General features: G+C 72.4%; 19 protein-coding genes. 13 read left to right on the top strand and 6 right to left on the bottom strand.

The genetic code is table 11. The features are described from left to right. The first annotated feature begins 109 nt into the window (after positions 1–109). Positions 110–1,735 (top strand): FAD-binding oxidoreductase, encoded by a 1,626-nt coding sequence (locus ACH4K4_RS21780; protein WP_398169317.1) that lies wholly within the window; start codon positions 110–112, stop codon positions 1,733–1,735. A gap of 47 nt (positions 1,736–1,782) precedes the next feature. On the opposite strand, the gene ACH4K4_RS21785 is transcribed toward ACH4K4_RS21780, so the two are convergent. The 3 genes from ACH4K4_RS21785 to ACH4K4_RS21795 form a co-directional block, all read right to left on the bottom strand. Further along, positions 1,783–2,043, bottom strand: coding sequence for a hypothetical protein (locus ACH4K4_RS21785; protein ID WP_398169319.1), 261 nt, complete (start codon positions 2,041–2,043; stop codon positions 1,783–1,785). 264 nt (positions 2,044–2,307) lie between these two features. Then, a complete protein-coding gene (locus ACH4K4_RS21790; RefSeq protein WP_398169320.1) occupies positions 2,308–2,583 on the bottom strand; it encodes a hypothetical protein in 276 nt (91 codons plus the stop codon). Further along, on the bottom strand, positions 2,580–2,795 hold the full coding sequence (locus tag ACH4K4_RS21795; RefSeq protein ID WP_398169322.1) for a hypothetical protein: 216 nt from the start codon (positions 2,793–2,795) through the stop codon (positions 2,580–2,582). Before ACH4K4_RS21795 ends, ACH4K4_RS21790 begins: the two co-directional genes overlap by 4 nt. 379 nt (positions 2,796–3,174) lie before the next feature. On the opposite strand from ACH4K4_RS21795, the gene ACH4K4_RS21800 reads away from it, so the two are divergent. The 6 genes from ACH4K4_RS21800 to ACH4K4_RS21825 all read left to right on the top strand — a co-directional run bounded on the left by ACH4K4_RS21800 (position 3,175) and on the right by ACH4K4_RS21825 (position 13,622). After that, complete coding sequence (locus tag ACH4K4_RS21800; RefSeq protein WP_398169324.1) at positions 3,175–4,377, top strand: helix-turn-helix transcriptional regulator; 1,203 nt, start codon at positions 3,175–3,177, stop codon at positions 4,375–4,377. Between the two features lie 180 nt (positions 4,378–4,557). Further along, positions 4,558–6,681 carry a phosphocholine-specific phospholipase C gene (locus tag ACH4K4_RS21805; RefSeq protein WP_398169326.1) on the top strand — a complete coding sequence of 708 codons (2,124 nt, stop codon included), beginning with the start codon at positions 4,558–4,560 and terminating at the stop codon, positions 6,679–6,681. 247 nt (positions 6,682–6,928) lie between these two features. After that, positions 6,929–9,169: an MMPL family transporter gene (locus tag ACH4K4_RS21810; RefSeq protein WP_398169328.1), complete on the top strand. Its 2,241-nt coding sequence runs from the start codon at positions 6,929–6,931 to the stop codon at positions 9,167–9,169. Positions 9,170–9,357: 188 nt separating this feature from the next. Next, positions 9,358–9,975 (top strand): hypothetical protein, encoded by a 618-nt coding sequence (locus tag ACH4K4_RS21815; protein WP_398169329.1) that lies wholly within the window; start codon positions 9,358–9,360, stop codon positions 9,973–9,975. 238 nt (positions 9,976–10,213) lie between these two features. Next, positions 10,214–10,399, top strand: a complete 186-nt coding sequence (locus ACH4K4_RS21820; protein WP_398169331.1) for a hypothetical protein — start codon at positions 10,214–10,216, stop codon at positions 10,397–10,399. Between the two features lie 136 nt (positions 10,400–10,535). Beyond that, positions 10,536–13,622 carry an AAA family ATPase gene (locus tag ACH4K4_RS21825; RefSeq protein ID WP_398169615.1) on the top strand — a complete coding sequence of 1,029 codons (3,087 nt, stop codon included), beginning with the start codon at positions 10,536–10,538 and terminating at the stop codon, positions 13,620–13,622. 34 nt (positions 13,623–13,656) lie between these two features. On the opposite strand, the gene ACH4K4_RS21830 is transcribed toward ACH4K4_RS21825, so the two are convergent. The 3 genes from ACH4K4_RS21830 to ACH4K4_RS21840 all read right to left on the bottom strand — a co-directional run bounded on the left by ACH4K4_RS21830 (position 13,657) and on the right by ACH4K4_RS21840 (position 16,218). Next, positions 13,657–13,839 (bottom strand): DUF6191 domain-containing protein, encoded by a 183-nt coding sequence (locus ACH4K4_RS21830; protein ID WP_398169332.1) that lies wholly within the window; start codon positions 13,837–13,839, stop codon positions 13,657–13,659. A gap of 101 nt (positions 13,840–13,940) precedes the next feature. After that, positions 13,941–15,089 carry a PQQ-dependent sugar dehydrogenase gene (locus ACH4K4_RS21835; protein ID WP_398169334.1) on the bottom strand — a complete coding sequence of 383 codons (1,149 nt, stop codon included), beginning with the start codon at positions 15,087–15,089 and terminating at the stop codon, positions 13,941–13,943. Between the two features lie 136 nt (positions 15,090–15,225). Then, the gene (locus ACH4K4_RS21840) at positions 15,226–16,218 is read right to left on the bottom strand and encodes an aldo/keto reductase (RefSeq protein WP_360136553.1); all 993 of its coding nucleotides are present in this window, start codon (positions 16,216–16,218) and stop codon (positions 15,226–15,228) included. Between the two features lie 87 nt (positions 16,219–16,305). On the opposite strand from ACH4K4_RS21840, the gene ACH4K4_RS21845 reads away from it, so the two are divergent. The 6 genes from ACH4K4_RS21845 (at position 16,306) to serA (ending at position 26,227) form a co-directional block, all read left to right on the top strand. Next, on the top strand, positions 16,306–17,268 hold the full coding sequence (locus tag ACH4K4_RS21845) for a 2-hydroxyacid dehydrogenase (protein WP_398169336.1): 963 nt from the start codon (positions 16,306–16,308) through the stop codon (positions 17,266–17,268). 332 nt (positions 17,269–17,600) lie between these two features. Beyond that, the gene (locus ACH4K4_RS21850) at positions 17,601–20,597 is read left to right on the top strand and encodes a putative bifunctional diguanylate cyclase/phosphodiesterase (RefSeq protein WP_398169337.1); all 2,997 of its coding nucleotides are present in this window, start codon (positions 17,601–17,603) and stop codon (positions 20,595–20,597) included. A 208-nt stretch (positions 20,598–20,805) separates the two neighbouring features. Continuing rightward, positions 20,806–22,674, top strand: a complete 1,869-nt coding sequence (locus ACH4K4_RS21855; RefSeq protein ID WP_398169339.1) for an acetolactate synthase large subunit — start codon at positions 20,806–20,808, stop codon at positions 22,672–22,674. Positions 22,675–22,721: 47 nt separating this feature from the next. Further along, on the top strand, positions 22,722–23,246 hold the full coding sequence (ilvN, locus tag ACH4K4_RS21860; protein ID WP_030018315.1) for an acetolactate synthase small subunit: 525 nt from the start codon (positions 22,722–22,724) through the stop codon (positions 23,244–23,246). A 99-nt stretch (positions 23,247–23,345) separates the two neighbouring features. After that, complete coding sequence (gene ilvC / locus ACH4K4_RS21865) at positions 23,346–24,344, top strand: ketol-acid reductoisomerase (RefSeq protein WP_398169341.1); 999 nt, start codon at positions 23,346–23,348, stop codon at positions 24,342–24,344. Positions 24,345–24,634: 290 nt separating this feature from the next. Beyond that, complete coding sequence (gene serA / locus ACH4K4_RS21870; protein WP_398169343.1) at positions 24,635–26,227, top strand: phosphoglycerate dehydrogenase; 1,593 nt, start codon at positions 24,635–24,637, stop codon at positions 26,225–26,227. Positions 26,228–26,433: the final 206 nt, after the last annotated feature.

The raw sequence follows: 26,433 nt of genomic DNA on the forward strand, positions 1-26,433 counted from the left end.
AGGGGAGGTGGTCACCGGGGACGATGATCGGACGCCCGGCGGACCCGAAAGTGGAGAGGTGCACCAACACCAACCACTATCGCCACCACCACAGTTACGGGAGCGGACCATGGCTGAAGTAGCGCGCCGGACCTTGCTCGCGGGAGCGGCCGCGCTGGGGGGCGCGGCCGCGGGACTGGCCGCTCCGGGCATCGCCGCGGCGGCCCCGGCCGCATCCGCTGCCGCCGCGTCCGCCCGGCCGCCGGGGCAGGGCCCGGTCACGCTCGGCCCCGACGACCCGCGGTACTCCTCCCTCACCCGCCGCGGCAGCAACGGGCGCTTCGTCGGCAAGCCCGAACGCGTCCACGTCGTGAGCACCACCGAGCAGGTCGTCGGCGCCGTACAACAGGCCGTACGCGACGGCAAGCGCATCGCCGTGCGCAGCGGCGGCCACTGCTTCGAGAACTTCGTGGACGACCCGTCCGTGCGCGTACTGATCGACACCTCACCCATGCGAGCGGTCTATTTCGACGCCGCCCGCCGCGCGTTCGCCGTCGAACCCGGCGCCCTGCTCGGCGAGGTCTACCGCGCCCTGTTCCTCGGCTGGGGCGTCTCCATCCCGGCCGGTGCCACGGCCGAGGTCGGCGTCGGCGGCCACGTTCTCGGCGGCGGGTACGGCACACTCTCGCGGCGCTACGGCCTGTCCGTCGACCACCTGTACGCCGTCGAGGTCGTCGTGGTCGACCGGTCGGGCCGGGCCCGCAGCGTGGTGGCCACCCGCGACCCCGAGGACCCGAACCACGACCTGTGGTGGGCGCACACCGGCGGCGGAGGCGGCAACTTCGGCATCGTCACCCGCTACTGGTTCCGCGACCCGGCGGCCGAGGGCGACGACCCCACGCGGCTGCTGCCCAAGGCCCCGGGGGTCCTCCTGAGCTTCTCCGCGACCTGGAACTGGAAGAACCTCGACGAGCACGCCTTCTCCCGGCTGGTCCGCAACCACGGCACCTGGTACGAGCACAACAGCGCCCCGGAATCCCGCTACGCCGACCTGTTCAGCGTGCTGATGCTCAACGCCCGCAACACCGGCGAGGTCATGCTGGTGGGCCAGCTGGACGCCACCACACCCGACGCCGAGCGGCGGATGCGCGCCTACGTGGACGCCGTCGGGCGCGGCGTGGGCGCCCGGCCCGCGCTCGACCACTCCGTCCGGCCGTGGCTGGAGGCGGTGGCCGCCGTACAAGAGAGCGCGCCGGCCCCGTACAAGGTCAAGTCCGGCTACCTGCGCAAGCGGTACACGGACCGGCAGATCACCGAGGTGTACCGGCACCTGGCGGGTTCGGTGCCGGAGGGCGTCACCGGGTCGCTGTGGCTGGTCTCGTACGGCGGGAAGGTCAACGCCGTCGCACCGGACGCCACCGCCGTCGCCCAGCGGGACTCGATCCTCAAAGCGATCTGCATGACCGGCTGGGAGGGCACGGACGAGGCCGGAGCGAAGCACCTGGCCTGGGTCCGCGACCTTTACCGCGGCATCTACGCCCACAGCGGCGGGGTGCCCGTGCCGGACGCGGTCAGCGACGGCTCGTTCGTCAACTACCCGGACCGGGACCTGGCCGACCCGAAACTGAACACCTCCGGCGTCCCCTGGCACACGCTCTACTACAAGGACAACTACCCGAGGCTGCAAAAGATCAAGGCCCGCTGGGACCCGCGCGACGAGTTCCGGCATGCGCTGTCGATCCGGCCGGCGCGGTAACGCGGACCGCCCCCGGGCCGCCCACGGGGCGGCCCGGGCGCGGGCGGTCACCCCTGGCCGGGCGGGATGACGAAACCCCGGGTGGGGCCGCCGTCAGCGCGTCGGGTGGTTTCCGGGCTCTCGCCCCTGAACTTGGCGACGACGGCCGCCAATGCGTCAGGGGTGATGTCCTGCCGCGTCCCGGGATCAGGCCTGTCGTACACGCGCCAAGCCCCTCCCGTGCCGCCCGGGTCCTCCGGCGCGACGATCCCAGGGATACCCAGTCGTCTCAGCGTGGCGTCCACGTGCCGGGCTTCTTCCGCGTCCATGCCCTCACCTTCTCTGCCGGGGTGCGGCAGCCTAGCTCCCCTGACCGCCACCATGGGAGCCACAGCCGCCAGGGTTGACGGGGCCGCAGCCACCGGGCTTCGGGGTGTGCGAGCAGTTCGCCGCAACCGGTACGAGTGTCTTGACCGGCCCCGTCCACAACTCGCTGTCCACGCTGTGCCCGGCTTGTTCGATCAGCGCCACGGTCCGGGCCAGCGCGTGCGGGGCGTGCCGCTCGGGGTCCTCTCTGTTGAGGTTGGTGGGATTCAACGAGGAGCCTGAAGCGGTGGAATCTCCGCCTTCCCCTCGTTCAGTTCCAGGCGGCGCACGAACGCCACATCCTCGAAGGTCCGGGCGAACGTCGGATGCCCCGTACGGCCCGTGTGCGTCATCATCGCCAGGTCGGCCGCCTTCAGGTCGGCGGTCGCCGTCAGCGTCCACGAACATCCGCCGGTCAGGCAGCACGCCGAGACGGTGATCTCGCTACGGGGATGCGTGGCGATGGCGTGCTTGACGGCGCGGATCACGCTCCGGGGGCTCACGGGCGTACCGCCGGCGCGTTGACCGGCAGCCCCGCCGCGCGCGGCTCGTGCGGGTGGTTACGGATCTCCAGCGAACAGTCCACGGCTGCCGAGTGGTTCGTGTAGCCGCCCGCCGTGCCCTTTCCCGTCCGGTACGCCCGCCGCCATGCCGCGGCATGTGCACACACCTCGCAGCCCTGGACCGGCACCGGTTCGAGTGACGGGGACTGCATGGGGAGATCGACCGGCGGTTCCGGATAGCTCCGGTGCGGTGCGCAGTGGGACCGGTTCACGACCGACTCCTGACCGGACGTGCCCAGGTCAGCGCCCGCGCGCGCTCCTCGCCGGTGGGCTTGCGCAACTGGTCGGGACGCACCGCCCACTCACGTCCGCCCCCAGGCGGGACGAGGTAAACGGCCCCTTCGAGCCACCTGCGTACCTCGCCGATCCTGTTATTCGTCGTGTCCACCGCGTACGTTCCTGTGGTGGGGGCCCAGTCGTAGCCCATGGTTCATCGCCGTCCCCTCGGTGTTTCGTAGGGCGATCGTCGTGCCGGGACCGGCATGTCCACCAGCGGCCCCGTGTAGGCCAGGTGTCGGCCAGACTGGCCCCATGGGAAGCCGCATCGGGGCCAACATCCGGCGTGAGCGGGGCCGCCGTGGGTGGAGTCAGGAGCGCTTGGCGCGTGAGATCTGCCGGGGCGCCGGGGTCATGGGCGAACCGGTCGGCCGCCAGGAGGTCAGCCGGTGGGAACAGGGGAAGCGCACGCCCCGCCAGTGGCTGCCGTTCATCGCTGCTGCCCTCGGGATGTCCGTGGAGGTGCTCCAAGAGCCGCATAAGCCTGATCAGCCACCCTTGCCGACTCTGGCGGACTTCCTGCCCGACGATGATCCGCTGGCCCCGCTCCGTGCTCGCGAGGGCCGACGTGTCGGTATGGGGCAGGTGGGTGACCTGCAAAAGCGCGTGCACGGGCTCCGGCTCGCCGATGACGTGCTGGCCGGGGGTGACTTGATCCGGCCCGCTCTGCGGGAACTCCGCGCCGCTGTACGGGTCTACAAGGAAGGCGCCCACTCCGGAGAGGTGGGGCGTGCTCTCCTCGGGCAGATCGGCGAGTTGGCACAGATCGCGGGATGGATTGCCAGTGACGCCGGGCAGCACGCGGATGCGGAACGGGTTTACCGGCTCGGAATCAGTGCGGCGATGCAGGCGGGCGACCGGACGCTGGCCGGAAACCTCGCTGGATCGCTGGCCTATCAACTGAGCAACACCGGCGCGGAGGTTGAAGGGGTCCGGCTTGCACGGGCAGCCCTCGACGGGGTGGGGTCGGATGCGCCCCCGAAGGCCCGCGCGTTGTACCTCGATCGGGTGGCATGGGCCCACACCAAGGCGGGGGAAGCCCAGCCTGCCATGCGGGCACTCGGAGAGGCCGGTGAGGCGTTGGCCGCGGACAGCGCGGGCGCCGAGTCTCCCGCCTACCTGTACTGGGTGGACGCCGGGGAACTACGGGTCATGGAAAGCCGGGTCTACACGGAGCTGCGTCGGCCTTTGCGGGCGGTGCCCCTGCTGCGGGACGTGCTCAGCCGGTACGACACGACACACACCCGGGAACTCGCCCTGTACCTGTCGTGGCTGGCCGTCGCGCTGGCCGACGCGAACGAACCGGAAGAGGCGGCAGCGACAGCGGAACGGGTCATCACGTTGAGCGAGGCCGTGACCAGCGACCGTACGGCCGAACGGGTCCGTGTCGTACGGGAGCGGCTGGAGGGTTACCGGGACGTGCCGGAAGTCCGGGCGGTGCTCGACGGCGCCGCGTGAGCGCCGACGACGGGGCGAGGCCGCCACGCCCGTAACCGGAACCGGACCCATCTGTTCCCGAACTTGTCACCCCGGCACCTGTCGCCCGCCACCTCGCTCCACTACCGTCCCGTTCGCCCCGGCCAATGGGCCGACGGCGAACCATTGGCAGAGCGTGGGCAGTCGACTGGGAGGTCGAGCGTGGCATCCGAGGTATCTCGCAGGCGGGTCGTGGGACTTGGCGCGGCGGTGGCAGGAGGGGCCGCCGTCGGTTCGTTCCTGCCGCCGTCGTTGCAGCAGGCGCTGGCGGCGGAGCGGCCCGCGGCGGGGCGTGGGCGCGGCGGGGGTGGTCTCGGCGACATCAGGCACGTGGTCGTGCTGATGCAGGAGAATCGTTCCTTCGATCACTACTTCGGGATGCTGCGCGGCGTACGCGGCTACGCCGACCGCAACGCCGTCCGGCTCCCCGGCGGCAGAAGCGTCTACGAGCAGCCGGGCGCGCTCGGCATCGGCACCGTCCTGCCCTTCTCGGTCCGGGAGGCCGCGGCGGCCCAGAAGAAGGACCTCCAGTACATCGGGGCGCTCAACCACGAGTGGTCCGGCGGCGCCAAGGCCTGGCACAACGGCTGGATGGACAACTGGGTCACCGCGAAGACCGCCGCCACCATGGCCCACTACGACCGCCAGGACGTCCCGCTGCACTACGAACTCGCCGACACCTTCACCGTCTGCGACGCCTACCACTCCTCGATCCACTCCTCCACCAGCCCCAACCGCAACCACCTGGTCAGCGGCTGGACCGGCTTCGAGCCGGGCTCCGGCAAGCGCGCGGTGGGCAACGACGCCTACGCGGAGGACTCCCACCCCGGCTATACCTGGACCACGTACGCCGAGCGCCTGGAGAAGGCCGGGCACAGCTGGCGCGTCTACCAGGAGTGGGACAACTTCACCGACAACAACCTGGAGTTCTACGCCACTTTCAAGGCCGTCATGAAGAAGGCGCTGGCCAAGGTGGGCGGTGGCGTGCAGAACATGACCGCGTTCTATGGGAAGGTCGCCGCGGCCGGGGAAGCGGAGCGCAAGCGCTTGCAGGGGCTGCTGGACGAGGGCGTACGGGCGCTGAGCGCGGCCGACCGCAGCCTCTTCGAGCGCGCGCTGCGCCGCGGTGAGCCGGGCTCCACGGCCACCGCCTTCGCCGCCGACGTCGCCTCGGGCAAGCTGCCCGAGGTGTCCTACATCGTCCCCTCCGCCGCGGACTCCGAGCACCCGGGCTCGTCCTCGCCCGTCGCCAGCGCGACCATCGTCTACAAGGTGCTGGACGCGCTCGGGAAGAACCCGGACGTGTGGCGGCACACCGCGCTGTTCCTCACCTACGACGAGAACGACGGGTTCTTCGACCACGTGCCGCCGCCGGTGCCGCCGGCCGGCACGGACGGCGAGTTCCACGACGGCAGGCCGACCGGGCTCGGCATCCGCGTACCGATGATCGTGATCTCGCCCTGGACGGTGGGCGGCTACGCCTGCTCGCAGGTCTTCGACCACACCTCGATCGTCCGGTTCATGGAGCGCTGGACGGGCGTGCGCGAGCCCAACATCAGCGCCTGGCGGCGCACCGTATGCGGCGATCTGACCAGCGCCTTCGACTTCTCGCGTGGACGCAGGAAGCCCGCCGTCGACCAGCCGGGCGCGATCCCGCCGTTCAGCGGGCGCTGGTCGCCGCGCCCGCCGCGCGAGCAGCAGCTGCCCCGCCAGGAGCCGGGCACCCGGCCCGCGCGCCCGCTGCCGTACCAGCCCGACGCGGACGGCGCGTACGACGCGGGCGCGGGGCGGTTCCGGCTGGCGGTGCGCAACGGCGGCCGGGCGAGCGCGCACTTCGCGCTGTACCCGTACGCGGGCGAGTACCCGGACCCGCAGCACCGCGACGTACGGGGGAAGGACACCTGGGACGTCCCCGTCAAGGACGGCGCGTACCGCTTCACCCTCACGGGGCCGAACGGCTTCCGGCGCGAGCACGCCGGCACGGCGGCGGGCGCCGCCGCGGCGGTCCGGATCGGCACCCGCCTGGACGCGGACCGGCGGGAGATCCACCTCACGGTCGTCAACGAGGGGCACACGGAGCTGACCCTCACGCTGAAGCCGCTGGCGTACGGCGACGCCGCGCCGCGCACGCTCCGGGTGAAGGCGGGCGGCACCCGCACCGTCGCGCACGGCGCGGCCGCCGCGCACGGCTGGTACGACCTGGAGCTGTCCGCCGCGGAGGACGCGTCCTTCCACCGCCGCTTCATGGGCCACATCGAGAACGGAAAGGAATCGATCACGGGCTGACCGAAGACGAGCGCAGTCGATCGGTTCATGGTCGCGGGCCGGGTTCCGCTTCCGGGTCCCTTTGTGGGGAAGTCCACAAAGAGGTCAAAGGATCTTTTCGTGCTGTCACTCTGCAAGAGGTGCGGGGCCGCCGCCCCTTCGTCGGCAGGCTGCGGTCCCGTTCCCTCCCCCTCCATTACGCGTTCGGCCCCGCGGGTATACCCCGTCAGACATCGGCGCCTGACCCGGGAAGCAGACGAAGAGCTCGATGACCGGACTGACCCGGTGGTGCCTGCGGCGCCGCATCGTCGTGATCGTGCTGTGGCTCGCCGCCCTCGCGGGAACCGCGGCGGCGGCCGGAGCCGCCGGCTCCGCCTACTCCGACCACTACGACGTCCCCGGCACGGAGTCCGGACGGGCCGGAGCCCTGCTGGAGCGGGCGTTCCCGGACCGGTCAGGCGACCGTGACACGATCGTCTGGCACACCGCGTCCGGCACCGTCCGCGCCGGCAGTGTGCAGAAGGACCTGACGCAGACCCTCGACAAGATCGCCCGGATGCCGGGCGTCGCGTCCGTACAGAGCCCGTACACACCGCAGGGCGCCGGGCAGATCAGCCGCGACGGGCACACCGCCTACGCCGGCCTGGCCTTCGACGCCCCGGCGCTGGACCTGGACGAGGCCCAGGTCCAGCGCGTCGTGGACGCCGCCAAGGCCGCGGCCGGCGACGGGCTTCAGGTGGAACTGGGCGGCACGGGCATCGCGGTCACCGAGTCCTCGGGGACCCGGCTCGCCGAACTCATCGGCCTGGGCGCCGCCGCCGTCGTGCTCTTCCTCGCCTTCGGGTCGCTCGCCGCGACCCTCCTGCCGATCATCACGGCCGTGGTGAGCGTGGGCACCGCCTCGGCGGGCATCACCCTGCTCGGCCACGCCATGACGGTGGCCGACTTCGCCCCGATGCTGGGCATGCTCATCGGCCTCGGCGTCGGCATCGACTACGCGCTTTTCATCGTCACCCGGCACCGCAGAGGGCTGAAATCCGGCCTCACCGTCCAGGAGGCCGCCGAGCGCGCCGTCAGCGTGTCGGGACGCGCGGTGGTCTTCGCGGGGGCCACCGTCTGCATCGCCCTGCTCGGCATGCTCGTCCTGCGGCTGGGCTTCCTCAACGGCGTCGCCATCGCCGCCTCGCTCACCGTGGTCCTCACCGTCGCCGCGTCCGTCACCCTGCTTCCCGCCCTGCTCGGCGTCATCGGGCAGCGGGCGCTGAGCCGCCGCGAGCGGCGGCAGCTGGCAGCCGACGGACCCCTGCCCGAGCCGCCCGCCGGCTTCGCGGCGCGCTGGTCGCGCTTCGTGGAGCGGCATCCCAAGCTGCTGGGTGCCGCCGCGGCCGTCGTCATGCTGGTCCTCGCGCTGCCCACCCTCTCCCTGCACCTGGGCACCTCCGACCAGGGCAACAATCCCGGCGCCAGCACCACCCGGCAGGCGTACGACCTGCTCGGCGAGGGCTTCGGGCCGGGCTCCAACGGGCCGCTGACCCTGGTCGGCGACCTGGACGGGGCCAAGGACCGGCTGGCCTTCGACCGGCTGCCCGCCGAGCTGCGGACCACGCCGGGCGTGGCCGAGGTCCAGGGGCCGGAGTTCGACGGCAGCGGCAGCACGGGCGTCATCACCGTCGTACCGGAGGGCTCCCCGCAGTCTCGGCAGACCTCCGACCTGGTCGAACGGCTGCGCGACAAGGTGCTGCCGAAGGCCGCGGAGGGCACCGGCATGCGGGTGCACGTGGGCGGGGTGACCGCGAGCTACGACGACTTCGCCTCCGTCATCGTCGGCAAGCTGCCGCTCTTCGTGGGCGTCGTGATCGGCCTGGGCTCCCTTCTCCTGCTGCTCGCCTTCCGCAGCATCGGCATACCGCTCAAGGCCGCCGTGATGAACATCGCGGCCGTCGCCTCCTCCTTCGGGATCGTGGTGGCGATCTTCCAGTGGGGGTGGGGGAGCGAACTCCTCGGGCTCGGCAGCGCGGGCCCGATCGAGCCCTTCCTGCCGGTGATCATGGTGTCCGTGCTCTTCGGGCTCTCCATGGACTACCAGGTCTTCCTGGTCAGCCGGATGTACGAGGAGTGGCAGCGCACCGGCGACAACCGGCGGGCCGTCCGGATCGGCCTCGCCGAGACCGGCCGGGTCATCAACTCGGCCGCCGTCATCATGATCGCGGTGTTCGGGGCCTTCGTCCTCAGCGGCGACCGCATCATCGCGATGTTCGGCATCGGCCTGGCCGCCGCCGTCGCGCTGGACGCGTTCGTCCTGCGCACCCTGCTCGTGCCGGCCCTGATGCACATGCTCGGCGGCGCCAACTGGTGGCTGCCGGTGTGGCTGGAGCGGCGGCTGCCGCGCCTGAGCATCGAGCCGCCTGCGGCCCCGCACCCGGTGGAGGGCGATCCTCCAGTTCCGGTTGTGGTTCCGCTTGCCGTTCCGGAGCAGCGCCGGGACGACGAAGGGCTGGTACGGCGGTGACGGGCGGGGTTCCGGTCCGGTGCCGGGCGAGGGCTTGGGCCGGGCGTCCGACGGGAGCTTGGGCCGGGTGACGGGCGGGTGCGCCGCGCCCGTCGCCGACGGCACCTGCGTACCCCGCGGAGGCTGGTTTCCCACGGGACACCGGCATTCTCATACGTCTCTCAGACGCGACGCCTACGGTCGCGCCCATGGACACGACCAAGACCGAAGAGCGCACCGACGACACGAAGGCCGACGAGGCCAAGGGGGCCACCGGGACGCCCGAGGCCGGAGAGACGGGCGAGAAGCCGGCGTCCGGGGCCGCGGCGGTCGAGGAGGACGCCCCGGCCGGTACGGACACCGCGGACGCGGACCCCGAGGAGACCGACGAGGCCGCCGACGACGCGCCGCCCGCCGCGGCGGGCGCGAGCGGCTCGGTGGCGGCCGGCGCCGGCGCCGTCGTGGCCGCCGGCCTCGGCCTCGCCTCGCTCTCCGGCACCTGGATGGGCACCGTCCTGGCCGAACGGCAGACGGTGCTCGGCCAGATCAAGCTCCAGACGGGCAAGGCCGCCGACCAGATCGGCGCCGTCTACGGCACGCCCTGGCACACCCACGCCCTCGTCAACGGCGCCTTCGCGCTGCTCGCCGTCGTGGTCGCCGCCCTGGTCCTCACCCGGACCCGCCCGGCCTGGGTGCGGGCCGTGGCCTGGGGCGGCCTCGCCCTCGGCGTCGTCGGGATCGTCGTCGCCGCCGGCATGTACTTCGACCTGTTCGCGAGTCTGCCGGCGCTGCCCAAGACCGGCGGCGCCGGAACCCCCGGTTCCTGAGGCACCCGCATACGGCAGCCGGTCCGGAACCCGGCGGTACGTAAGGGCGTACCGCCGGGTTCCGCGGCTGTCTAAGGAGGTGCCGGGCCGGGGTCCCCACCGGTCTAAGGCATCGCAGTGCCACAAGATCGGGAATCCTCCCGATGCGGGGCGCCTCCCTGGGCGAGCAGGGTTGAGCACGTCGAAGGGACACCGCCACCGGGTCCCTTGGCGCCAACCACCACCAGGGGAGCACACCGTGTACTACGGGGAACTCGAACACCGCGTCCGCCACGAGGAACTGCGGCGCCAGGCCGACCGGGAGCGGCTGGTCCTCCAGGTCCGCAAGGCGCGCCGGGCCGCGCGCCGGGCCGCCGCTTCCGGAACCGACGACTCCGGAGGGCGGGTGAGCGGCCTGCGGGAACGGTTCTCCCGCGCGGCCTGACGGGGCGGGCCGCGCGCCGTCCCCGGCGGCGGCTCGCCGGCGGTCCCGCCTGCCGTTCCGGCCCCGTGCACCGCACCGGCCCCACGGGCCGTCCCGCGTGACGATAACCACTGCCCCGCTGTCGGACCCCTGTGCCATGCTCGGCGACGTGGAGACCAGGTCCGTCAGTCCGGTGTTCGTCGGCCGCAGCAGCGAGCTGGGCACGCTGCGCGGCGCTCTCGCCCGCATCCAGGCGTCGGGCGAGCCCCGCGCGCTGCTCATCGGCGGTGAGGCGGGCGTCGGCAAGACCCGCCTCATCGACGAGTTCGCCGAGGCGGCGCGGGCCGACGGCGTCCTCGTCGCCGTCGGCGGCTGCATCGAAATCGGCTCCGAGGGCCTGCCGTTCGCCCCGTTCTCCGCCGTCCTGCACCTGCTCAACGCGCAGTTGCCCCGCGAGCTGGCCGCCGCGGTCGCCGGCCAGGAGGGCGAACTGGCCCGCATCCTGCCCGAGCTGGGCGAGACCGCCGTCGAGGGACACGACGAGGAGTACGGCCGCGCCCGCCTGTTCGAGCTGACCGCCCGCCTCCTGGAGCGCCTCGCCGCCCACCGCCCGCTCGTCCTGGTCATCGAGGACCTGCACTGGGCCGACCGCTCCACCCGCGAGCTGTTCTCCTACCTCCTGCGCGCCCTGCACGACGCCGGCATCCTCCTCGTCGCCACGTACCGCTCCGACGACATCCACCGCCGCCACCCGCTGCGCCCCTTCCTGGCCGAGATCGACCGGACGCGCACGGTCCGCCGCGTCGAACTGGCCCGCTTCAACCGCGCCGAGGTCCGCAGCCAGATCGCCGGAATCACCGGCAAGGACCCCGACGAGGCGCTGGTCGACCGGGTCTTCAAACGCTCCGAGGGCAACGCCTTCTTCGTGGAGGAGCTTGCCCGCGGCATCCGGGACGGCTGCCTGACCGGGCTCAGCGACCCGCTGCGCGACCTGCTGCTGGTCCGGGTCGAGGCGCTGCCGGAAGACGCCCAGCGGGTGGTGCGGGTGGCCGCCGAGGGCGGCTCCACGGTCGAACACGAGCTGCTCGCCGCTGTCTGCGGCCTGCCCGAGGACGACCTCATCGAGGCGCTGCGCGCCGCCGTCGGCTCCAACACCCTGGTGCCCGACCGGGACGGCACCGGCTACCGCTTCCGGCACGCGCTGGTCCGCGAGGCCGTCGTCGACGACCTGCTCCCCGGCGAGCGCACCCGCCTCAACCGCCGCTACGGCCAGGCCCTGGAGGCCGACCCCTCGCTCGTACGGGCCGACATCCGCGCCGCCCGCCTGGCCAGCTACTGGTACCACGCCCACGACCCGGCCAAGGCGCTGCCCGCGGTCCTCGCCGCCTCGGTCCAGGCCCGCCGCCGCCATGCCCACACGGAGCAACTGCGGCTGCTGGACCGGGCCCTGGAGCTGTGGGACGACGCGCCCAAGGAAGTCCGCCTGGCCGTGCGCCCGGTGGACTACGCGCAGGCGTACCCCGCCTGCGGCGTCGACGACGACGCGATGCGCTTCATGGACCTGCTCGCCGAGATCACGGTGGCCGCGCGCCTCTCCGAGGACACCGAGCGCGCCTTCACGATCGCCAAGCGCGCCCTGCGCGCCCTGGACGCGGAGCAGGACCCGCTGCGTACGGCCTGGTTCCTGCTCCAGCGCTCCCGCCTCGTGCAGTGCACGGGCCGCGGCGACGGCTGGGCCGAGCTGGACCGCGCGCAGGAGCTGGTGCGCGGCCTGCCGCCGTCCGCCGTGCACGCCGCGGTGCTCGCCCAGTCGGCGGCCTGGGCGGTGCTGCACAACCCGGGCCCGGACAGCTTCGCCACGGCCGAGCGCGCGGTCGAGCTGGCCCGGCTCGTCGGTGACGCGGAGGAGGAGCTGAACTCCCTGCTCACGCTCGGCGGGCTGCGAGTGGACGCGGGCGAGGTGGACGCCGGGCTCGCCGAGCTGCGCACGGCCCTGGACCGGGCCGTCGCCGACGGCTGCTTCCCGGTGATCGCCCGCGGGCACATCAACCTCTCCTCCTGCCTGGAGGGCGTGGGCCGGTCCGGCGAGGCCGTCGAGGTGGCGGACCGCGGACTCGGCCTCGCCGAGCGGTACGGCATGAAGGAGAGCATGAGCTGGATGAGCGGCAACCGCTCCGAGTCGCTCCTGTCGCTGGGCCGCTGGGAGGAGGCGGCCGAAGCCGCGCTGGACGCCCGCCGCAGGTCCCAGAGCGCCCGGTCACTGGCGCTGGCCTCCAGCCGCCTGACGGACCTGGCCCTCAAGAAGGGCGACCTGGACCGCGCGGAGCGGAAGCTGGCCGCCGCCCGTGAGCACTACGGCACCCACGACCCGCAGCCCCAGTACATCATCCCCCTCGCCCGCTTCACCCTGGAGACGGCGGTCGCCAGGGGCCGCGTCACGGACGTGCGGGCCGCCCTCCGGCAGGCCCTCGAAACGGGCCTCCCGCCGGGCACGCAGCGCTACGTCTGGCCGCTGCTGTGGTCGGCGGCCACCGCCGAATCGGACCTGCGGGGCCTGCCGGCCGCCGAGGCGGACCGGCCGGCCGCCCTCGCCCGCATCCGGGAGGCCGCGAAGCACACGCCCGCGGTGTCGCCGGTGTGGGCGGCGTACGGCCGCGCCGTCGAGGCCGAGCTGCTGCGCGCCGCCGACCGCACCGCGCCGGACGCCTGGGCCGCGGCGGTCGCCGCCTTCCAGCGGGTGCAGCGCCCGTACGAGCTCGCCGCGGCCTGCTACCGCTGGGCGGAGGCGCTGCTGTACGGCGCCGCGCGGGCGACCACGGGCCTGGAGGGCCGTACGCCGCGCGAGGCCGCCGCGCTGCTCCTCGGCCAGGCGCACGCCGAGGCGCGGCGGCTGGGCGCCCGGCCGCTCGCCGAGCAGACCGCGCTGCTCGCCCAGCGGGCCCGGATACCGCTCGCGGTGGCGGGCAGCGACGCCGGGCGGTGTGCGGCGGACTGCCCCGCGGCCGGGCCGGACGAGCCCGCCGAGGCGTTCGGCCTGACCCCGCGCGAGCGGGACGTCCTGCGGCTGGTGGCGGCAGGACGCAGCAACCGCCAGATAGCCGACGAGCTGTTCATCTCGCCCAAGACGGCCAGCGTCCACGTCTCCAACATCCTGGCCAAGCTGGGCGTCTCCGGCCGGGGCGAGGCGGGCGCGCTGGCCCACCGGCTGCGGCTGTTCGCCCCGGCGGAGCAGCAGGCGGGGTAGCCGGCGGGGCAGCCGGGGCGAAGGCGGCCGCCCGTCAGGTGTGCCGCGGCGGCTCCTGGTCCGGCAGGCGGATGGTGACCTTGCCCGAGGACAGGTCTATGGGCCCTTTGCCCGGATCGTTGTCGCCGGTGTCGCTGACCACCAGGGTCAGCCGCCGCCGCTCCTCGTCGGTGTGTTTGCGCCCCGGCGCGAACAGCTCTTCCACCAGGTTGAACATCCGGCCCCCTGACGACGTGGCTTGTCCCGTAAGCCGAGTGTAGGCACCACCGGAACGGAACGGGCTGCTGACGACGACTCGGTCCGCGTATCCCCGCGCCGTCAGCTCACCGCCAGTCTCAGGATCCGGTCGTCGTCCTTCTTCGGGTCGCCGCGCCCGTCGGTGTTGCTGGTGACCAGCCACAGCCCGCCGTCCCCGGCCGCCACGACCGTACGCAGCCGCCCGTACTCGCCTTGCAGGAACGCCTGCGGCGCGGCCGCCGCCTCGCGCCCGGCGAGCGGGATCCGCCACAGCCGTTCGCCGCGCAGCCCCGCCATCCAGACCGAGCCCCGGACGTACGCGATGCCGCTCGGCGAGGCCTCCGCCGTGCCCCACTGCGCCACCGGGGCCGTGAACCGGCCGCCGTCCCCGCCCTTGCCCTCCACCTCGGGCCAGCCGTAGTTCCTGCCGGGCTCGATCAGGTTCAGCTCGTCCCAGGTGTTCTGGCCGAACTCCGCGGCCCACAGGCGGCCCTCGGCGTCCCAGGCCAGGCCCTGCACGTTGCGGTGCCCGTACGTGTACACCACCGAGCCGGCGTCCGGATTGCCGTGCACCGGCTCGCCGTCCGGCGTCATCCGCAGGATCTTGCCGCCCAGCGACTTCCTGTCCTGCGCGAGGCCGGTGTCGCCGGTCTCTCCGGTGCCCGCGTAGAGCATCTTGTCCGGGCCGAAGGCGATCCGCCCGCCGTTGTGGATCAGCCCCTTCGGGATGCCCTTCAACACCGTGTCGGGCGCTCCCAGTTGCTGGCCCGGCGGCTTTCTCTCGTCGTAGCTCATACGGGCGATGCGGTTGTCGGACTCGGTGGTGAAGTACGCGTACACCCAGTGGTCCCGCCCGAACGACGGCGCCACCGCGAGCCCCAGCAGGCCGCCCTCGCCGCCCGGCGCCACCCCCGGCACCGTGCCCAGCTCGGTCTTCTTGCCGCCCTTCGCCGCCACCCGGAAGACCGTGCCGGTGTCGCGCGAGGAGACCAGCAGGTCGCCGCCCGGCAGCGGGGCCAGTCCCCACGGGGTCGCGAGGTCGGTGGCGAGGGTGCTCACCACCTTCACCGAACCCTTGGCGGGCGGGGCCGAGGCGGAGGCGGAGACCTGCGCCTCGCCGGGGGAGGAGAGGACGGGAGACGCGGGGGAGGAACCGGAGGCACCCGGCGAGCCGCCGGTCGAGCATCCCGCAGCCAGCAGCAGCGAGGCGGCGGCCAACACAGGGGTCACGGAGCGACGTTGCACGGCGGAGTCCTCTCGTCGACGGGTCCCGCCCACCCCACCACACCCCGCCCCGCACGTCAGGACCCCACTCCGGCACCGCACGGCCCGGTTTGCCGCGTGACACCCGCGCACGCGCGTAGAGTCAGTCCCAGGATCCCAGCGCCGACGGCAGCGCGGCGATCTCCGCCAGGTCGCGGCGGTCGAGCGTCAGCCTGACCGCCTCGGCGTTCTCCGCGGCCCAACGTTCCTTCTTCGTCCCCGGCACCGGCACCACGTGCGGCCCCTGCGCCAGCACCCACGCCAGCGCCACCTGCCCCGGCGTCGCCCCGTGCCGCGCGCCGACCCGCCGCAGGCCGGCCACCACCGGCTGGTTGGCGGCCATCATCTCGGCCGTGAAGCGCGGGTGCCGCGCCCGTATGTCCGCCGGCTCGAAGCCCTGCCCCGGCGTCAGCGTGCCGGTGAGGAAGCCGTTGCCCAGAGGCATCGCGGCGAGGAACCCCACGCCACGGGTGACGCACCACGGCAGCAGTTCCTCCAGGGCCTCCTTCGACCACACCGACAGCTCGGCCTGCACGCTGCTGACGGGGAACACCTGCTGAATGCGTTCCAGTTGCCGCAGGGTCCCGTCGTACAGCCGGGCACCCCGGCGGCGCCCGGCGCGCGCCCCCACCGCGCACAGCCCCAGCGACCGCACCTTCCCGGCCGCCACCAGCTCCGCCATCGCGCCCCAGGTCTCCTCGATCGGCACCTCCGGGTCGGTCCTGTGCAGCTGGTACAGGTCGATGCAGTCGGTCTGCAAGCGGCGCAGGGAGGCGTCACAGGCCCGTTTCACGTATCCGGGGCGCCCGTTGGCGACGATGTGCTGCTCGCCCACCAGCAGCCCGACCTTGGTCGACACGAAGGCTTCCGCGCGGCGCTCCTTCAGGGCCCGCCCGACCAGCAGCTCGTTGGTGAAGGGCCCGTACATGTCGGCGGTGTCCAGCAGGGTGCAGCCCCGGTCGAGCGCGGTGTGCACGGTGCGCAGCGAGCTCTCGCCGTTGCGCTGCGACTCGGTGTACCCCCAGTTCATCGGCATGCAGCCGAGTCCGATTGCACCCACTTCGAGCGCTGTAGCCCCGATTGTCCTGCGCTCCACGCGGTCGTGCCTCCATCCCCTCGCCCCCGATCAAGGGCCTGACCAAACTAACGTCTGAGCACGGGGGGTATCGCATAGCCTCTGGCCATGGCACCTGCAGAACCGCGTACCGCCGCGAACGACGTATGGCTCCCGCTCCCGCCCGACGGGATCGGCGGACTGCCGGACGGCTTCCGCTACGTCCATTGGGACGCCGGGCCGGAGTTCCCCGCCGACCCCGCCCGCTGCGCCTTCTATGTGGTCCCGTACATGAAGAGCCCGGAGGCGTGCATACGACCGCTGCCGGAGATGACCGGGCTGCGCGCCGTACAGACGTTGACCGCGGGCATCGAACACATGCTGCCTGCCCTGCACCTGCTGCCTCCCGGCACCCACCTGTGCAACGCCCGCGGCCTCCACGACGCCAGCACGGCAGAGCTGGCGCTCACCCTGACGCTCGCCTCGCTGCGCGGCATCCCGGACTTCGTCCGGGGGCAGGACGCCGAGCGGTGGCTGCCGGGGTTCCAGCCGGCGCTGGCCGACAAGTCGGTGCTCATCGTGGGTTACGGCTCGATCGGCAGTGCGATCGAGGACCGGCTCACACCTTTCGAGTGTGCGCGGGTGGCGCGCATTGCGCGCACCGCCCGTGAGACCGTGCGCGGGCCCGTGCTTCCGCTCGCCGAACTTCCCGCCGAACTGCCCGGCGCGGACGTCGTGATCATCGCCACGCCACTCACCGACGCGACCCGCGGCCTGGTCGGAGCGGACTTCCTGGCGCGCATGAAGGACGGAGCGCTGCTGGTGAACGTCGCGCGCGGCGCCGTCGTCGACACCAAGGCGCTCCTCGCGGAGCTGGAATCCGGGCGGCTGCGGGCGGCCCTGGACGTCACCGATCCGGAACCGCTGCCCGCCGGGCACCCGTTGTGGCACGCTCCCGGCGTGCTCGTCACTCCACATGTCGGCGGCCCCAGCTCCGCGTTCCTGCCCCGTGCGAGGCGCCTCGTAAGGGATCAGCTGACGCGGTTCGCCACCGGGGAGCCCTTGCGCAACGTCGTGGCTACGGCCGGGTGAAACCTTCCCCACCCCCTTGCGGGTAGCTCTACGGGGCCGTACGACTGCACTGGGTATCGGCATCCCACCGATAGTCACGCTACGTATAGAGGCTATGTCCCTGAGTGACGAACCTGGTGTATCGTCCGAGCGGGGACCGCGCCGGCAGTGATACGGCGCAGCGCGAAAGACCGGAACCGAGGGGGGCGACGGGCGATGTACGGCCAATGGACGAATCGCAAGACAGGCTTTCCGCGATCTCCCGGGGGGACACCTCCGGGCCCCTGGGCGCTTCGGGCGCCCCGCGCACAGCGGCCACCACGATGTCGCGCGGCAGACGGGAGGAGAGGGCGGTGAGCGCCACGGGCGCGGTCCTCACCCGGCCGCCGGTGCAGACCGGCGGGGCCCCGGGTGTGCTGCCGCAGGTCGTGCTCGCGGTCGTCTGCGGCGGCTACGCCATCGGTGCCGCGCTCGGCTGGGGTTCACCCGAACTGGCGCTTTTCATGGGCGATTTCGGTCTGAGCCTGGCCGCCTTCGCCGCCGCCGTCTCCTGCTTCCTGTACGCCCGCAGGCACCACGGCCGCTTTCGACCCGCCTGGCTGCTGTTCGCCGCCTCCTCCGCGATGGCGGGGATCGGCAACGGCGTCTGGGGCTGGTACGAGGTCGTGCTGCGCGCGCCGGTGCCGAGCCCGTCGCTCGCCGACTTCTGCTTCCTGCTCTTCGCGCCACCGGCCATCGTCGGCCTGCTCGTGCTCGCCAAGAGGCCCGTGACCAAGGCCGGCTGGGTGTGCCTCGGCCTCGACGCCTGGCTGATCGGCGGCTCGCTGCTCACGCTCTCCTGGAGCCTGGCGCTCGCGCACACCGCGCACTTCCAGGGCCAGAGCGTGCCGCAGGGCGCGCTCGCGCTGGCGTATCCGCTGCTGGACATCGTGCTGGTGAGCATGGTGCTCGCGCTGCACTTCAAGCGCTCCTCCGCGCACCGCTCGGCCATCAACACCGCCATCGCGGCGCTGGCCCTGACGGTGCTGTGCGACGCGCTGTTCAGCTCGCCGCTGCTGCGCGAGCACTACCGCTCGGGGCAGATCCTGGACGCCGGCTGGTTCGCCGGCTCGATGCTGCTCACGTACGCGCCCTGGGTCGCCCGGCGGCTGCCCGGCGGCGATGCCGCGGACGACGAGGGCAAGCGCGCCGCGCACCGTCAGCCGCAGGCCCCGGGCACCCGGCCCATCGCGGGATCGCTCGCCGCGCTCACGCCGTACCTGGCCGCGGCCGTCTGCACCCTGGGCATCCTGTACAACGTCCTGGACGGCCGCCGCATCGACCGCGTGGTGCTCTTCACCGGCTGCACGGTCGTCCTCGCCCTGGTCGTGCGCCAAGGCATCATGCTGCTCGACAACATCACCCTTACGCAGGAACTGGCGCAGAAGGAGAACCACTTCCGGTCACTGGTGCAGGGCTCCAGCGACGTCATCATGATCGCCGCGCCGACCGGGATACTGCGCTACGTCAGCCCCGCCGCGGCGGGCGTCTACGGCCGGAACGCGGAGGAACTGGTCGGCTCCGAGCTGGCCTCCCTCATCCACCCGGAGGACCTGGGGCGCGTGGTGCACGAGGTGCGCAGATTCCTCGCCGCCCGGCCCGAGGACGAGCCGACCACGCGCATCGAGTGCCGGTTCCGCGCGGGCGGCCGCCGCTCGGGCGTCGAGAAGTGGCTCAACGTCGAGTCCACGGTCAACCGCCACCACGGCGGCCTCATCTTCAACTCCCGCGACGTCACCGAACGCGTCCGCCTCCAGGCCCAGCTCCAGCACAACGCCTCGCACGACGCGCTCACCGACCTGCCCAACCGGGCGCTGTTCACCGAACGGGTCAGCCAGGCCCTGACCGGCCGCCGCGCCAGCGATCCGGGCACCGCCGTGCTCTACATCGACCTGGACGGCTTCAAGCAGGTCAACGACACCATCGGGCACCAGGCCGGGGACGAGCTGCTGGTGCAGGCCGCCCGCAGGCTGGCCGAATCCGTACGGGCGGGGGACACCGCCGCGCGGCTCGGCGGCGACGAGTTCGCCGCGCTCATCATGGGCGACGGCACCCGCGACCACTCCGCACGCGAACACCGCATCCACGAGATCGCCGACCGGCTGCGCATCCGCCTCTCCGACCCGTACAAGATCGACGGCAGAGACGTACGCGTCGCCGCCAGCATCGGCGTCGCCTTCGCCGAGCCCGGCATCACCCCCGGCCCCCTGATGCGCAACGCCGACCTGGCGATGTACCGCGCCAAGCAGGCCGGAAAGGGGTGCGTCAAGTTGTACGCCCCCCAGATGCAGGACGACGTGGTGCGCCGGGCCGAGCTGGCCACCAAGCTGCGCACCGCCCTGCACGACGGCGAGTTCGCGCTGCTGCACCAGCCCGTGGTCGAGCTGGCCGGCGGCCGGATCACGGCGGTCGCCGCGCTGGCCCGCTGGCGCTCCGCGCAGGGCATACTCTTCACCCCCGCCGAGTTCCTGCGGGTCGGCGACCGCGGCCGGCTCAAGGAGGACGGCGACCGCACCGCGGAGCTGGGCCGCTGGCAGCTGGAGGAGGCGGTGCAGCAGGCCGCGGGCCGGCACCGGGCGGGCCACCCGGTCCCGGTGGCCGTCCGGATCTCCGCCCACCGGCTGCTGGACCGCGCGCTGCCGCCGAAGAGCATCGAGGCGCTGCTGTCCCGGCACGGCCTGCCGTCCGGCTCGCTGGTCCTGGAGCTGTCGGACACCGATCCGCGCATACCGCTGGAGGAGCTGGAGCGGCGGCTGGTCGCCCTGCGCCGGCTGGGGGTGCGGATCGCCCTGGACGGCTTCGGCAGCGGCGCGGCCGCCATCGGCGCCCTGCGCCGGCTGCCCGTCGACGTCCTGCGGCTCGACCGCGACCTGGTCGACGGGGTGGTGGAGTCCGCGCGCCTCCACAAGATCACCTCGGGGCTGCTGCGGATCGCCTCCGACCTGGGCATGCAGTCCGTGGCGGACGGCGTCGACCTGCCCGAGCAGATCGTCGCGCTGCGCTCCATGGGCTGTACGCACGGCCAGGGCATGGCCTTCTCCGGGCCGCTGGACGAGCACCGGCTGCGCCGCGCGCTGGCGCAGGGGGTCTATCCCGTGCCGGGCCCGGGGAGCGAGGGCCGCGCCGTGGTGCTGAGCGGTACGGGCCTGCCCGTACGCCACGTCAAGAAGGGGCGGGAGCCGGTGTCACCCGGACGGACGCTGGGCGAGCTGCCCAGACGGTTCGGTCCAGGCGAGGTCAGGGACGGGGCCGAGTCGGTCACGCATCCGACCCTGCGCCCAAATAGTGAGACCTCCGTCCCACCCACTTGACACTCGGCTGGCCCCGGGGGGAGGGTCAGTTCCATGCGCACCCGAATTCTCGTACTTGGAAAGCGCGTCGGCTGAAGCTGGGTCACCCACGAAACCCAGCGCTCCGCACCGGCGCGCTCCCCTCGCTTGCCTCATGGCACGAGGGGTTTTTTGTTGCATAACCACTCCCATACCCCGCCAAAACCCTCAGCTTCGAGAAGAGACGCAGATGACCGAGCAGGCCACCGGGGCCCACCATCCGCAGCCGCGGGCCCGCAACTCCGGCGGAGCGCACGCGACCACCGCCGTCGAGCACGTCACGGGCGCGCAGTCCCTCATCCGTTCGCTCGAAGAAGTCGGGGCCGACACCGTGTTCGGCATCCCGGGTGGCGCGATCCTCCCCGCGTACGACCCGATGATGGACTCCTCGAAGGTCCGCCACGTCCTGGTCCGCCACGAGCAGGGCGCCGGACACGCCGCCACCGGCTACGCCCAGGCCACCGGCAGGGTCGGGGTCTGCATGGCCACCTCGGGCCCCGGCGCCACCAACCTCGTCACCCCGATCGCCGACGCCCACATGGACTCCGTCCCGATGGTCGCGATCACCGGCCAGGTCGCCTCCAAGGCGATCGGCACGGACGCCTTCCAGGAGGCGGACATCTGCGGCATCACCATGCCGATCACCAAGCACAACTTCCTGGTCACCGACCCCGCCGAGATCCCCCGCACCATCGCCGAGGCGTTCCACATCGCCTCCACGGGCCGCCCGGGACCGGTCCTGGTGGACATCGCCAAGGACGCCCTCCAGGCGCAGACCACCTTCGTCTGGCCGCCGCACACCGACCTGCCCGGCTACCGCCCGGTGACCAAGCCGCACGCCAAGCAGATCCGCGAGGCCGCCCGCCTGATCACCGAGGCCCGGCGCCCGGTCCTCTACGTCGGCGGCGGCGTCATGAAGGCCGGCGCCACCGCCGAGCTGAAGGTGCTGGCCGAGCTGACCGGCGCGCCCGTCACCACCACTCTGATGGCCCTGGGGTCCTTCCCCGACACCCATCCGCAGCACGTGGGCATGCCGGGCATGCACGGCGCGGTCGCCGCCGTCACGGCGCTGCAGAAGGCCGACCTGATCGTCGCGCTCGGCGCCCGCTTCGACGACCGCGTCACCGGCAAGCTGGACTCCTTCGCCCCGTACGCGAAGATCGTGCACGCCGACATCGACCCGGCCGAGATCGGCAAGAACCGCGCCGCCGACGTGCCGATCGTGGGCGACGCGCGCGAGGTCATCGCCGACCTGGTCGTCGCCCTCCAGGCCGAGCACGCGGCCGGCCACACCGGCGACTACACCGCCTGGTGGAAGGACCTCAACCGCTGGCGCGAGACCTACCCGCTCGGCTACGACCACCCCGACGACGGCAGCCTGGCCCCGCAGCAGGTCATCCAGCGCCTGGGCGAGCTGGCCCCGGAAGGCACGATCTACGCGGCCGGCGTCGGCCAGCACCAGATGTGGGCCGCCCACTTCATCGACTACGACAGGCCCGCCACCTGGCTGAACTCCGGCGGCGCGGGGACGATGGGGTACGCCGTTCCGGCCGCCATGGGCGCCAAGGCCGGGCAGCCGGACCGTACGGTCTGGGCGATCGACGGCGACGGCTGCTTCCAGATGACCAACCAGGAACTGGTCACCTGCGCGCTGAACAACATCCCGATCAAGGTCGCGATCATCAACAACGGCGCGCTGGGCATGGTCCGCCAGTGGCAGGCGCTGTTCTACAACCAGCGGTACTCGAACACGGTCCTGCACCGCGGTCCCGAGGACTGCCTGGCCACCGCGGACGTCTCCGGCGGCGGCACCCGCGTCCCGGACTTCGTCAAGCTCGCCGAGGCGATGGGGTGCGTGGCGATGCGCTGCGAGGACCCGGCCGAGCTGGACGCGGTGATCGCCAAGGCGAACGCGATCAACGACCGCCCGGTCGTGGTGGACTTCATCGTCCACGAGGACGCCCAGGTCTGGCCGATGGTCGCGGCCGGCACCTCCAACGACGAGGTCATGGCGGCCCGCGGGGTGCGCCCGGACTTCGGCGACAACACGGACGACTGAGACCCGGGACGCGCGAGAGACGCGGATAGAAGAGAGAAGACCGACCCATGTCCAAGCACACGCTCTCCGTCCTGGTGGAGAACACCCCCGGCATCCTGGCCCGGATCGCCGCACTGTTCTCGCGCCGCGGATTCAACATCGACTCGCTCGCCGTCGGCGTCACCGAGCACCCCGACATCTCCCGCATCACCATCGTCGTGAGCGTCGAATCGCTCCCGCTGGAGCAGGTCACCAAGCAGCTCAACAAGCTCGTCAACGTCCTGAAGATCGTGGAGCTGGAACCCGGCGCCGCGGTCCAGCGGGAACTGGTGCTGGCCAAGGTGCGCGCCGACAACGAGACCCGCTCGCAGATCGTCGAGATCGTCCAGCTCTTCCGCGCCAAGACCGTCGACGTCTCCCCCGACGCGGTGACCATCGAGGCGACCGGCAGTAGCGACAAGCTGGAAGCCATGCTCAAGATGCTGGAGCCGTTCGGCATCAAGGAGTTGGTGCAGTCCGGCACCATCGCCATAGGGCGCGGCGCCCGTTCCATCACGGACCGCTCGCTGCGGGCGCTGGACCGCTCCGCCTGAGCCGGCGCGCCCGGACCGTATCGCGAGACCCCCGAACCCTTCCTTCCCCGCCCGACGTAATGTGTCGGGCAACCAGCTAGATCCAAGGAGATACCCGAAGTGGCCGAGCTGTTCTACGACGACAACGCCGACCTGTCCATCATCCAGGGCCGCAAGGTCGCGGTTCTCGGCTACGGCAGCCAGGGCCACGCCCACGCCCTCTCCCTGCGCGACTCCGGCGTCGACGTGCGTGTGGGTCTGCACGAGGGCTCGAAGTCGAAGTCCAAGGCCGAGGAGCAGGGGCTGCGCGTGGTCACCCCCGCCGAGGCGGCCGCCGAGGCCGACGTCATCATGATCCTGGTGCCGGACCCGATCCAGGCCAAGGTCTACGAGGAGTCCGTCAAGGACAACCTGAAGGACGGCGACGCGCTGTTCTTCGGCCACGGCCTGAACATCCGCTACGGCTTCATCAAGCCCCCGCAGGGCGTCGACGTGTGCATGGTCGCCCCCAAGGGCCCGGGCCACCTGGTGCGCCGCCAGTACGAGGAGGGCCGCGGCGTGCCGTGCATCGCGGCCGTCGAGCAGGACGCCTCCGGCAACGCCTTCGCGCTGGCCCTGTCGTACGCCAAGGCCATCGGCGGCACCCGCGCCGGCGTCATCAAGACCACCTTCACCGAGGAGACCGAGACCGACCTGTTCGGTGAGCAGGCGGTGCTCTGCGGTGGCGCCTCGGCGCTGGTCAAGGCGGGCTTCGAGACGCTGGTCGAGGCCGGCTACCAGCCGGAGATCGCGTACTTCGAGTGCCTCCACGAGCTGAAGCTGATCGTGGACCTCATGTACGAGGGCGGCCTGGAGAAGATGCGCTGGTCGGTGTCCGAGACCGCCGAGTGGGGCGACTACGTCACCGGCCCGCGGATCGTCAACGACGCCACCAAGGCCGAGATGAAGAAGGTCCTCGCCGAGATCCAGGACGGCACCTTCGCCAACAACTGGATGGCGGAGTACAACGCCGGCCTGCCGAAGTACAACGAGTACAAGAAGGCCGACGAGGACCACCTGCTGGAGACCACGGGCAAGAAGCTCCGCAAGCTGATGAGCTGGGTGGACGACGAGCAGTAAGCCGTACGGCGCGGGGCCGTGGCACACGCCGCGGCCCCGTTCGCCGCGACCGGGCCCGCAGGCGGCCGGCCGCCGGAGCGCCGGCACCGCACGGCGTTGTCCATCCCGTCACACCACTACCGGGTGATCCTTCCGAAACGGCGGAGGAACCCTCCCGGACCGCCACTACACTGCACACCACAAGCGCGTCAGGCTCACAGCGTCGTGCGTCTTCCACGCGGCTGCCCCCTTCACCGCCTTCGGCCGTCGGGACGGTCGTCCGCGAAGGACAAGTGAGGACTGAAGACCACGTGAGCTCGAAACCTGTCGTTCTGATCGCCGAGGAACTGTCGCCCGCCACTGTCGACGCTCTCGGTCCGGACTTCGAGATCCGGCACTGCAACGGCGCGGACCGCGCCGAGCTGATCCCCGCCATCGCCGACGTCGACGCCATCCTCGTGCGCAGTGCGACCAAGGTCGACGCCGAGGCCATCGCCGCCGCCGGGAAGCTGAAGGTCGTCGCCCGCGCGGGCGTCGGCCTGGACAACGTCGACGTCTCCGCCGCCACCAAGGCAGGCGTGATGGTCGTCAACGCGCCGACCTCGAACATCGTCACCGCCGCCGAGCTGGCCTGCGGCCTGCTGGTCGCCACCGCCCGCAACATCCCGCAGGCGAACACCGCGCTGAAGAACGGCGAGTGGAAGCGCAGCAAGTACACCGGTGTCGAGCTGTCGGAGAAGGTCCTCGGCGTCGTCGGCCTCGGCCGTATCGGCGTCCTGGTCGCGCAGCGCATGTCGGCGTTCGGCATGAAGATCGTCGCGTACGACCCCTATGTGCAGCCGGCCCGCGCCGCGCAGATGGGCGTCAAGCTGGTCTCGCTGGACGAGCTGCTGGAGGTCGCGGACTTCATCACCGTCCACCTCCCCAAGACGCCCGAGACCCTCGGCCTGATCGGTGACGACGCGCTGCACAAGGTCAAGCCGACGGTGCGCATCGTCAACGCGGCGCGCGGCGGCATCGTGGACGAGGCCGCGCTCGCGAGCGCCCTCAAGGAGGGCCGGGTCGCCGGCGCCGGCCTGGACGTCTACGCCACCGAGCCCTGCACGGACTCCCCGCTGTTCGAGTTCGACCAGGTCGTGGCCACCCCGCACCTCGGCGCCTCGACGGGCGAGGCGCAGGAGAAGGCGGGCATCGCGGTCGCCAGGTCGGTGCGCCTGGCGCTGGCGGGCGAGCTGGTGCCGGACGCGGTCAACGTCCAGGGCGGCGTGATCGCCGAGGACGTCAAGCCGGGGCTGCCGCTGGCCGAGCGCCTGGGCCGGATCTTCACCGCGCTGGCCGGCGAGGTCGCGGTCCGCCTCGACGTCGAGGTGTACGGCGAGATCACCCAGCACGACGTCAAGGTGCTGGAACTGTCCGCGCTCAAGGGCGTGTTCGAGGACGTGGTGGCCGAGACGGTCTCGTACGTCAACGCCCCCCTGTTCGCGCAGGAGCGCGGCGTCGAGGTGCGGCTGACCACCAGCAGCGAGTCGGCCGAGCACCGCAACGTGGTCACCGTGCGCGGCACCCTCGCGGACGGCGACGAGGTCTCCATCTCCGGCACGCTGGCGGGCAACAAGAACCAGCAGAAGATCGTCGCGGTCGGCGAGCACTCGATCGACCTCGCGCTCGCCGACCACATGGCCTTCCTGCGCTACGGCGACCGCCCCGGCGTCGTCGGCACGCTCGGCCGCATCCTCGGCGAGGCGGGCATCAACATCGCGGGCATGCAGGTCTCGCGGGCCGACGAGGGCGGCGAGGCGCTGGTCGCGCTGACCGTGGACGACACGATCCCGGCCGCGGTCCTCAGCGAGATCGCCGACGAGATCGGCGCCACCTCGGCGCGCGCGGTCAACCTCACGGACTGATTCGCGGCCGTCCCACCACCGGGCCCGGGCCCCCGCCATGGCGGGAGCCCGGGCCCGTCGGCGTGCTGGGTGTCCCTTCAACCAATCACCCGTTCGGCGTAACGCGGGCCGTTCGCGGGCGCCCCGCAAACTCGCCGCCGGGCCGGTGTTCCGGGGGTTTCCCGACTCGCTGCGCGTGGCGGTGCGACGCGCAATGGGAACTGCGC

Source organism: Streptomyces sp. NPDC017529 (genome assembly GCF_044329785.1).
GTDB lineage: Bacteria > Actinomycetota > Actinomycetes > Streptomycetales > Streptomycetaceae > Streptomyces.

Bases quoted from the DNA above. Each gene is read 5' to 3' on its own strand.
- ilvN (WP_030018315.1), top strand. From the start codon at position 22,722: ATGTCCAAGCACACGCTCTCCGTCCTGGTGGAGAACACCCCCGGCATC.
- ACH4K4_RS21800 (WP_398169324.1), top strand. From the start codon at position 3,175: ATGGGAAGCCGCATCGGGGCCAACATCCGGCGTGAGCGGGGCCGCCGT.
- ACH4K4_RS21795 (WP_398169322.1), bottom strand. From the start codon at position 2,795: ATGCAGTCCCCGTCACTCGAACCGGTGCCGGTCCAGGGCTGCGAGGTG.
- ACH4K4_RS21855 (WP_398169339.1), top strand. From the start codon at position 20,806: ATGACCGAGCAGGCCACCGGGGCCCACCATCCGCAGCCGCGGGCCCGC.
- ACH4K4_RS21810 (WP_398169328.1), top strand. From the start codon at position 6,929: ATGACCGGACTGACCCGGTGGTGCCTGCGGCGCCGCATCGTCGTGATC.
- ACH4K4_RS21815 (WP_398169329.1), top strand. From the start codon at position 9,358: ATGGACACGACCAAGACCGAAGAGCGCACCGACGACACGAAGGCCGAC.
- ACH4K4_RS21830 (WP_398169332.1), bottom strand. From the start codon at position 13,839: ATGTTCAACCTGGTGGAAGAGCTGTTCGCGCCGGGGCGCAAACACACC.
- ACH4K4_RS21825 (WP_398169615.1), top strand. From the start codon at position 10,536: ATGCTCGGCGACGTGGAGACCAGGTCCGTCAGTCCGGTGTTCGTCGGC.
- ACH4K4_RS21780 (WP_398169317.1), top strand. From the start codon at position 110: ATGGCTGAAGTAGCGCGCCGGACCTTGCTCGCGGGAGCGGCCGCGCTG.
- ACH4K4_RS21785 (WP_398169319.1), bottom strand. From the start codon at position 2,043: ATGGACGCGGAAGAAGCCCGGCACGTGGACGCCACGCTGAGACGACTG.
- ACH4K4_RS21845 (WP_398169336.1), top strand. From the start codon at position 16,306: ATGGCACCTGCAGAACCGCGTACCGCCGCGAACGACGTATGGCTCCCG.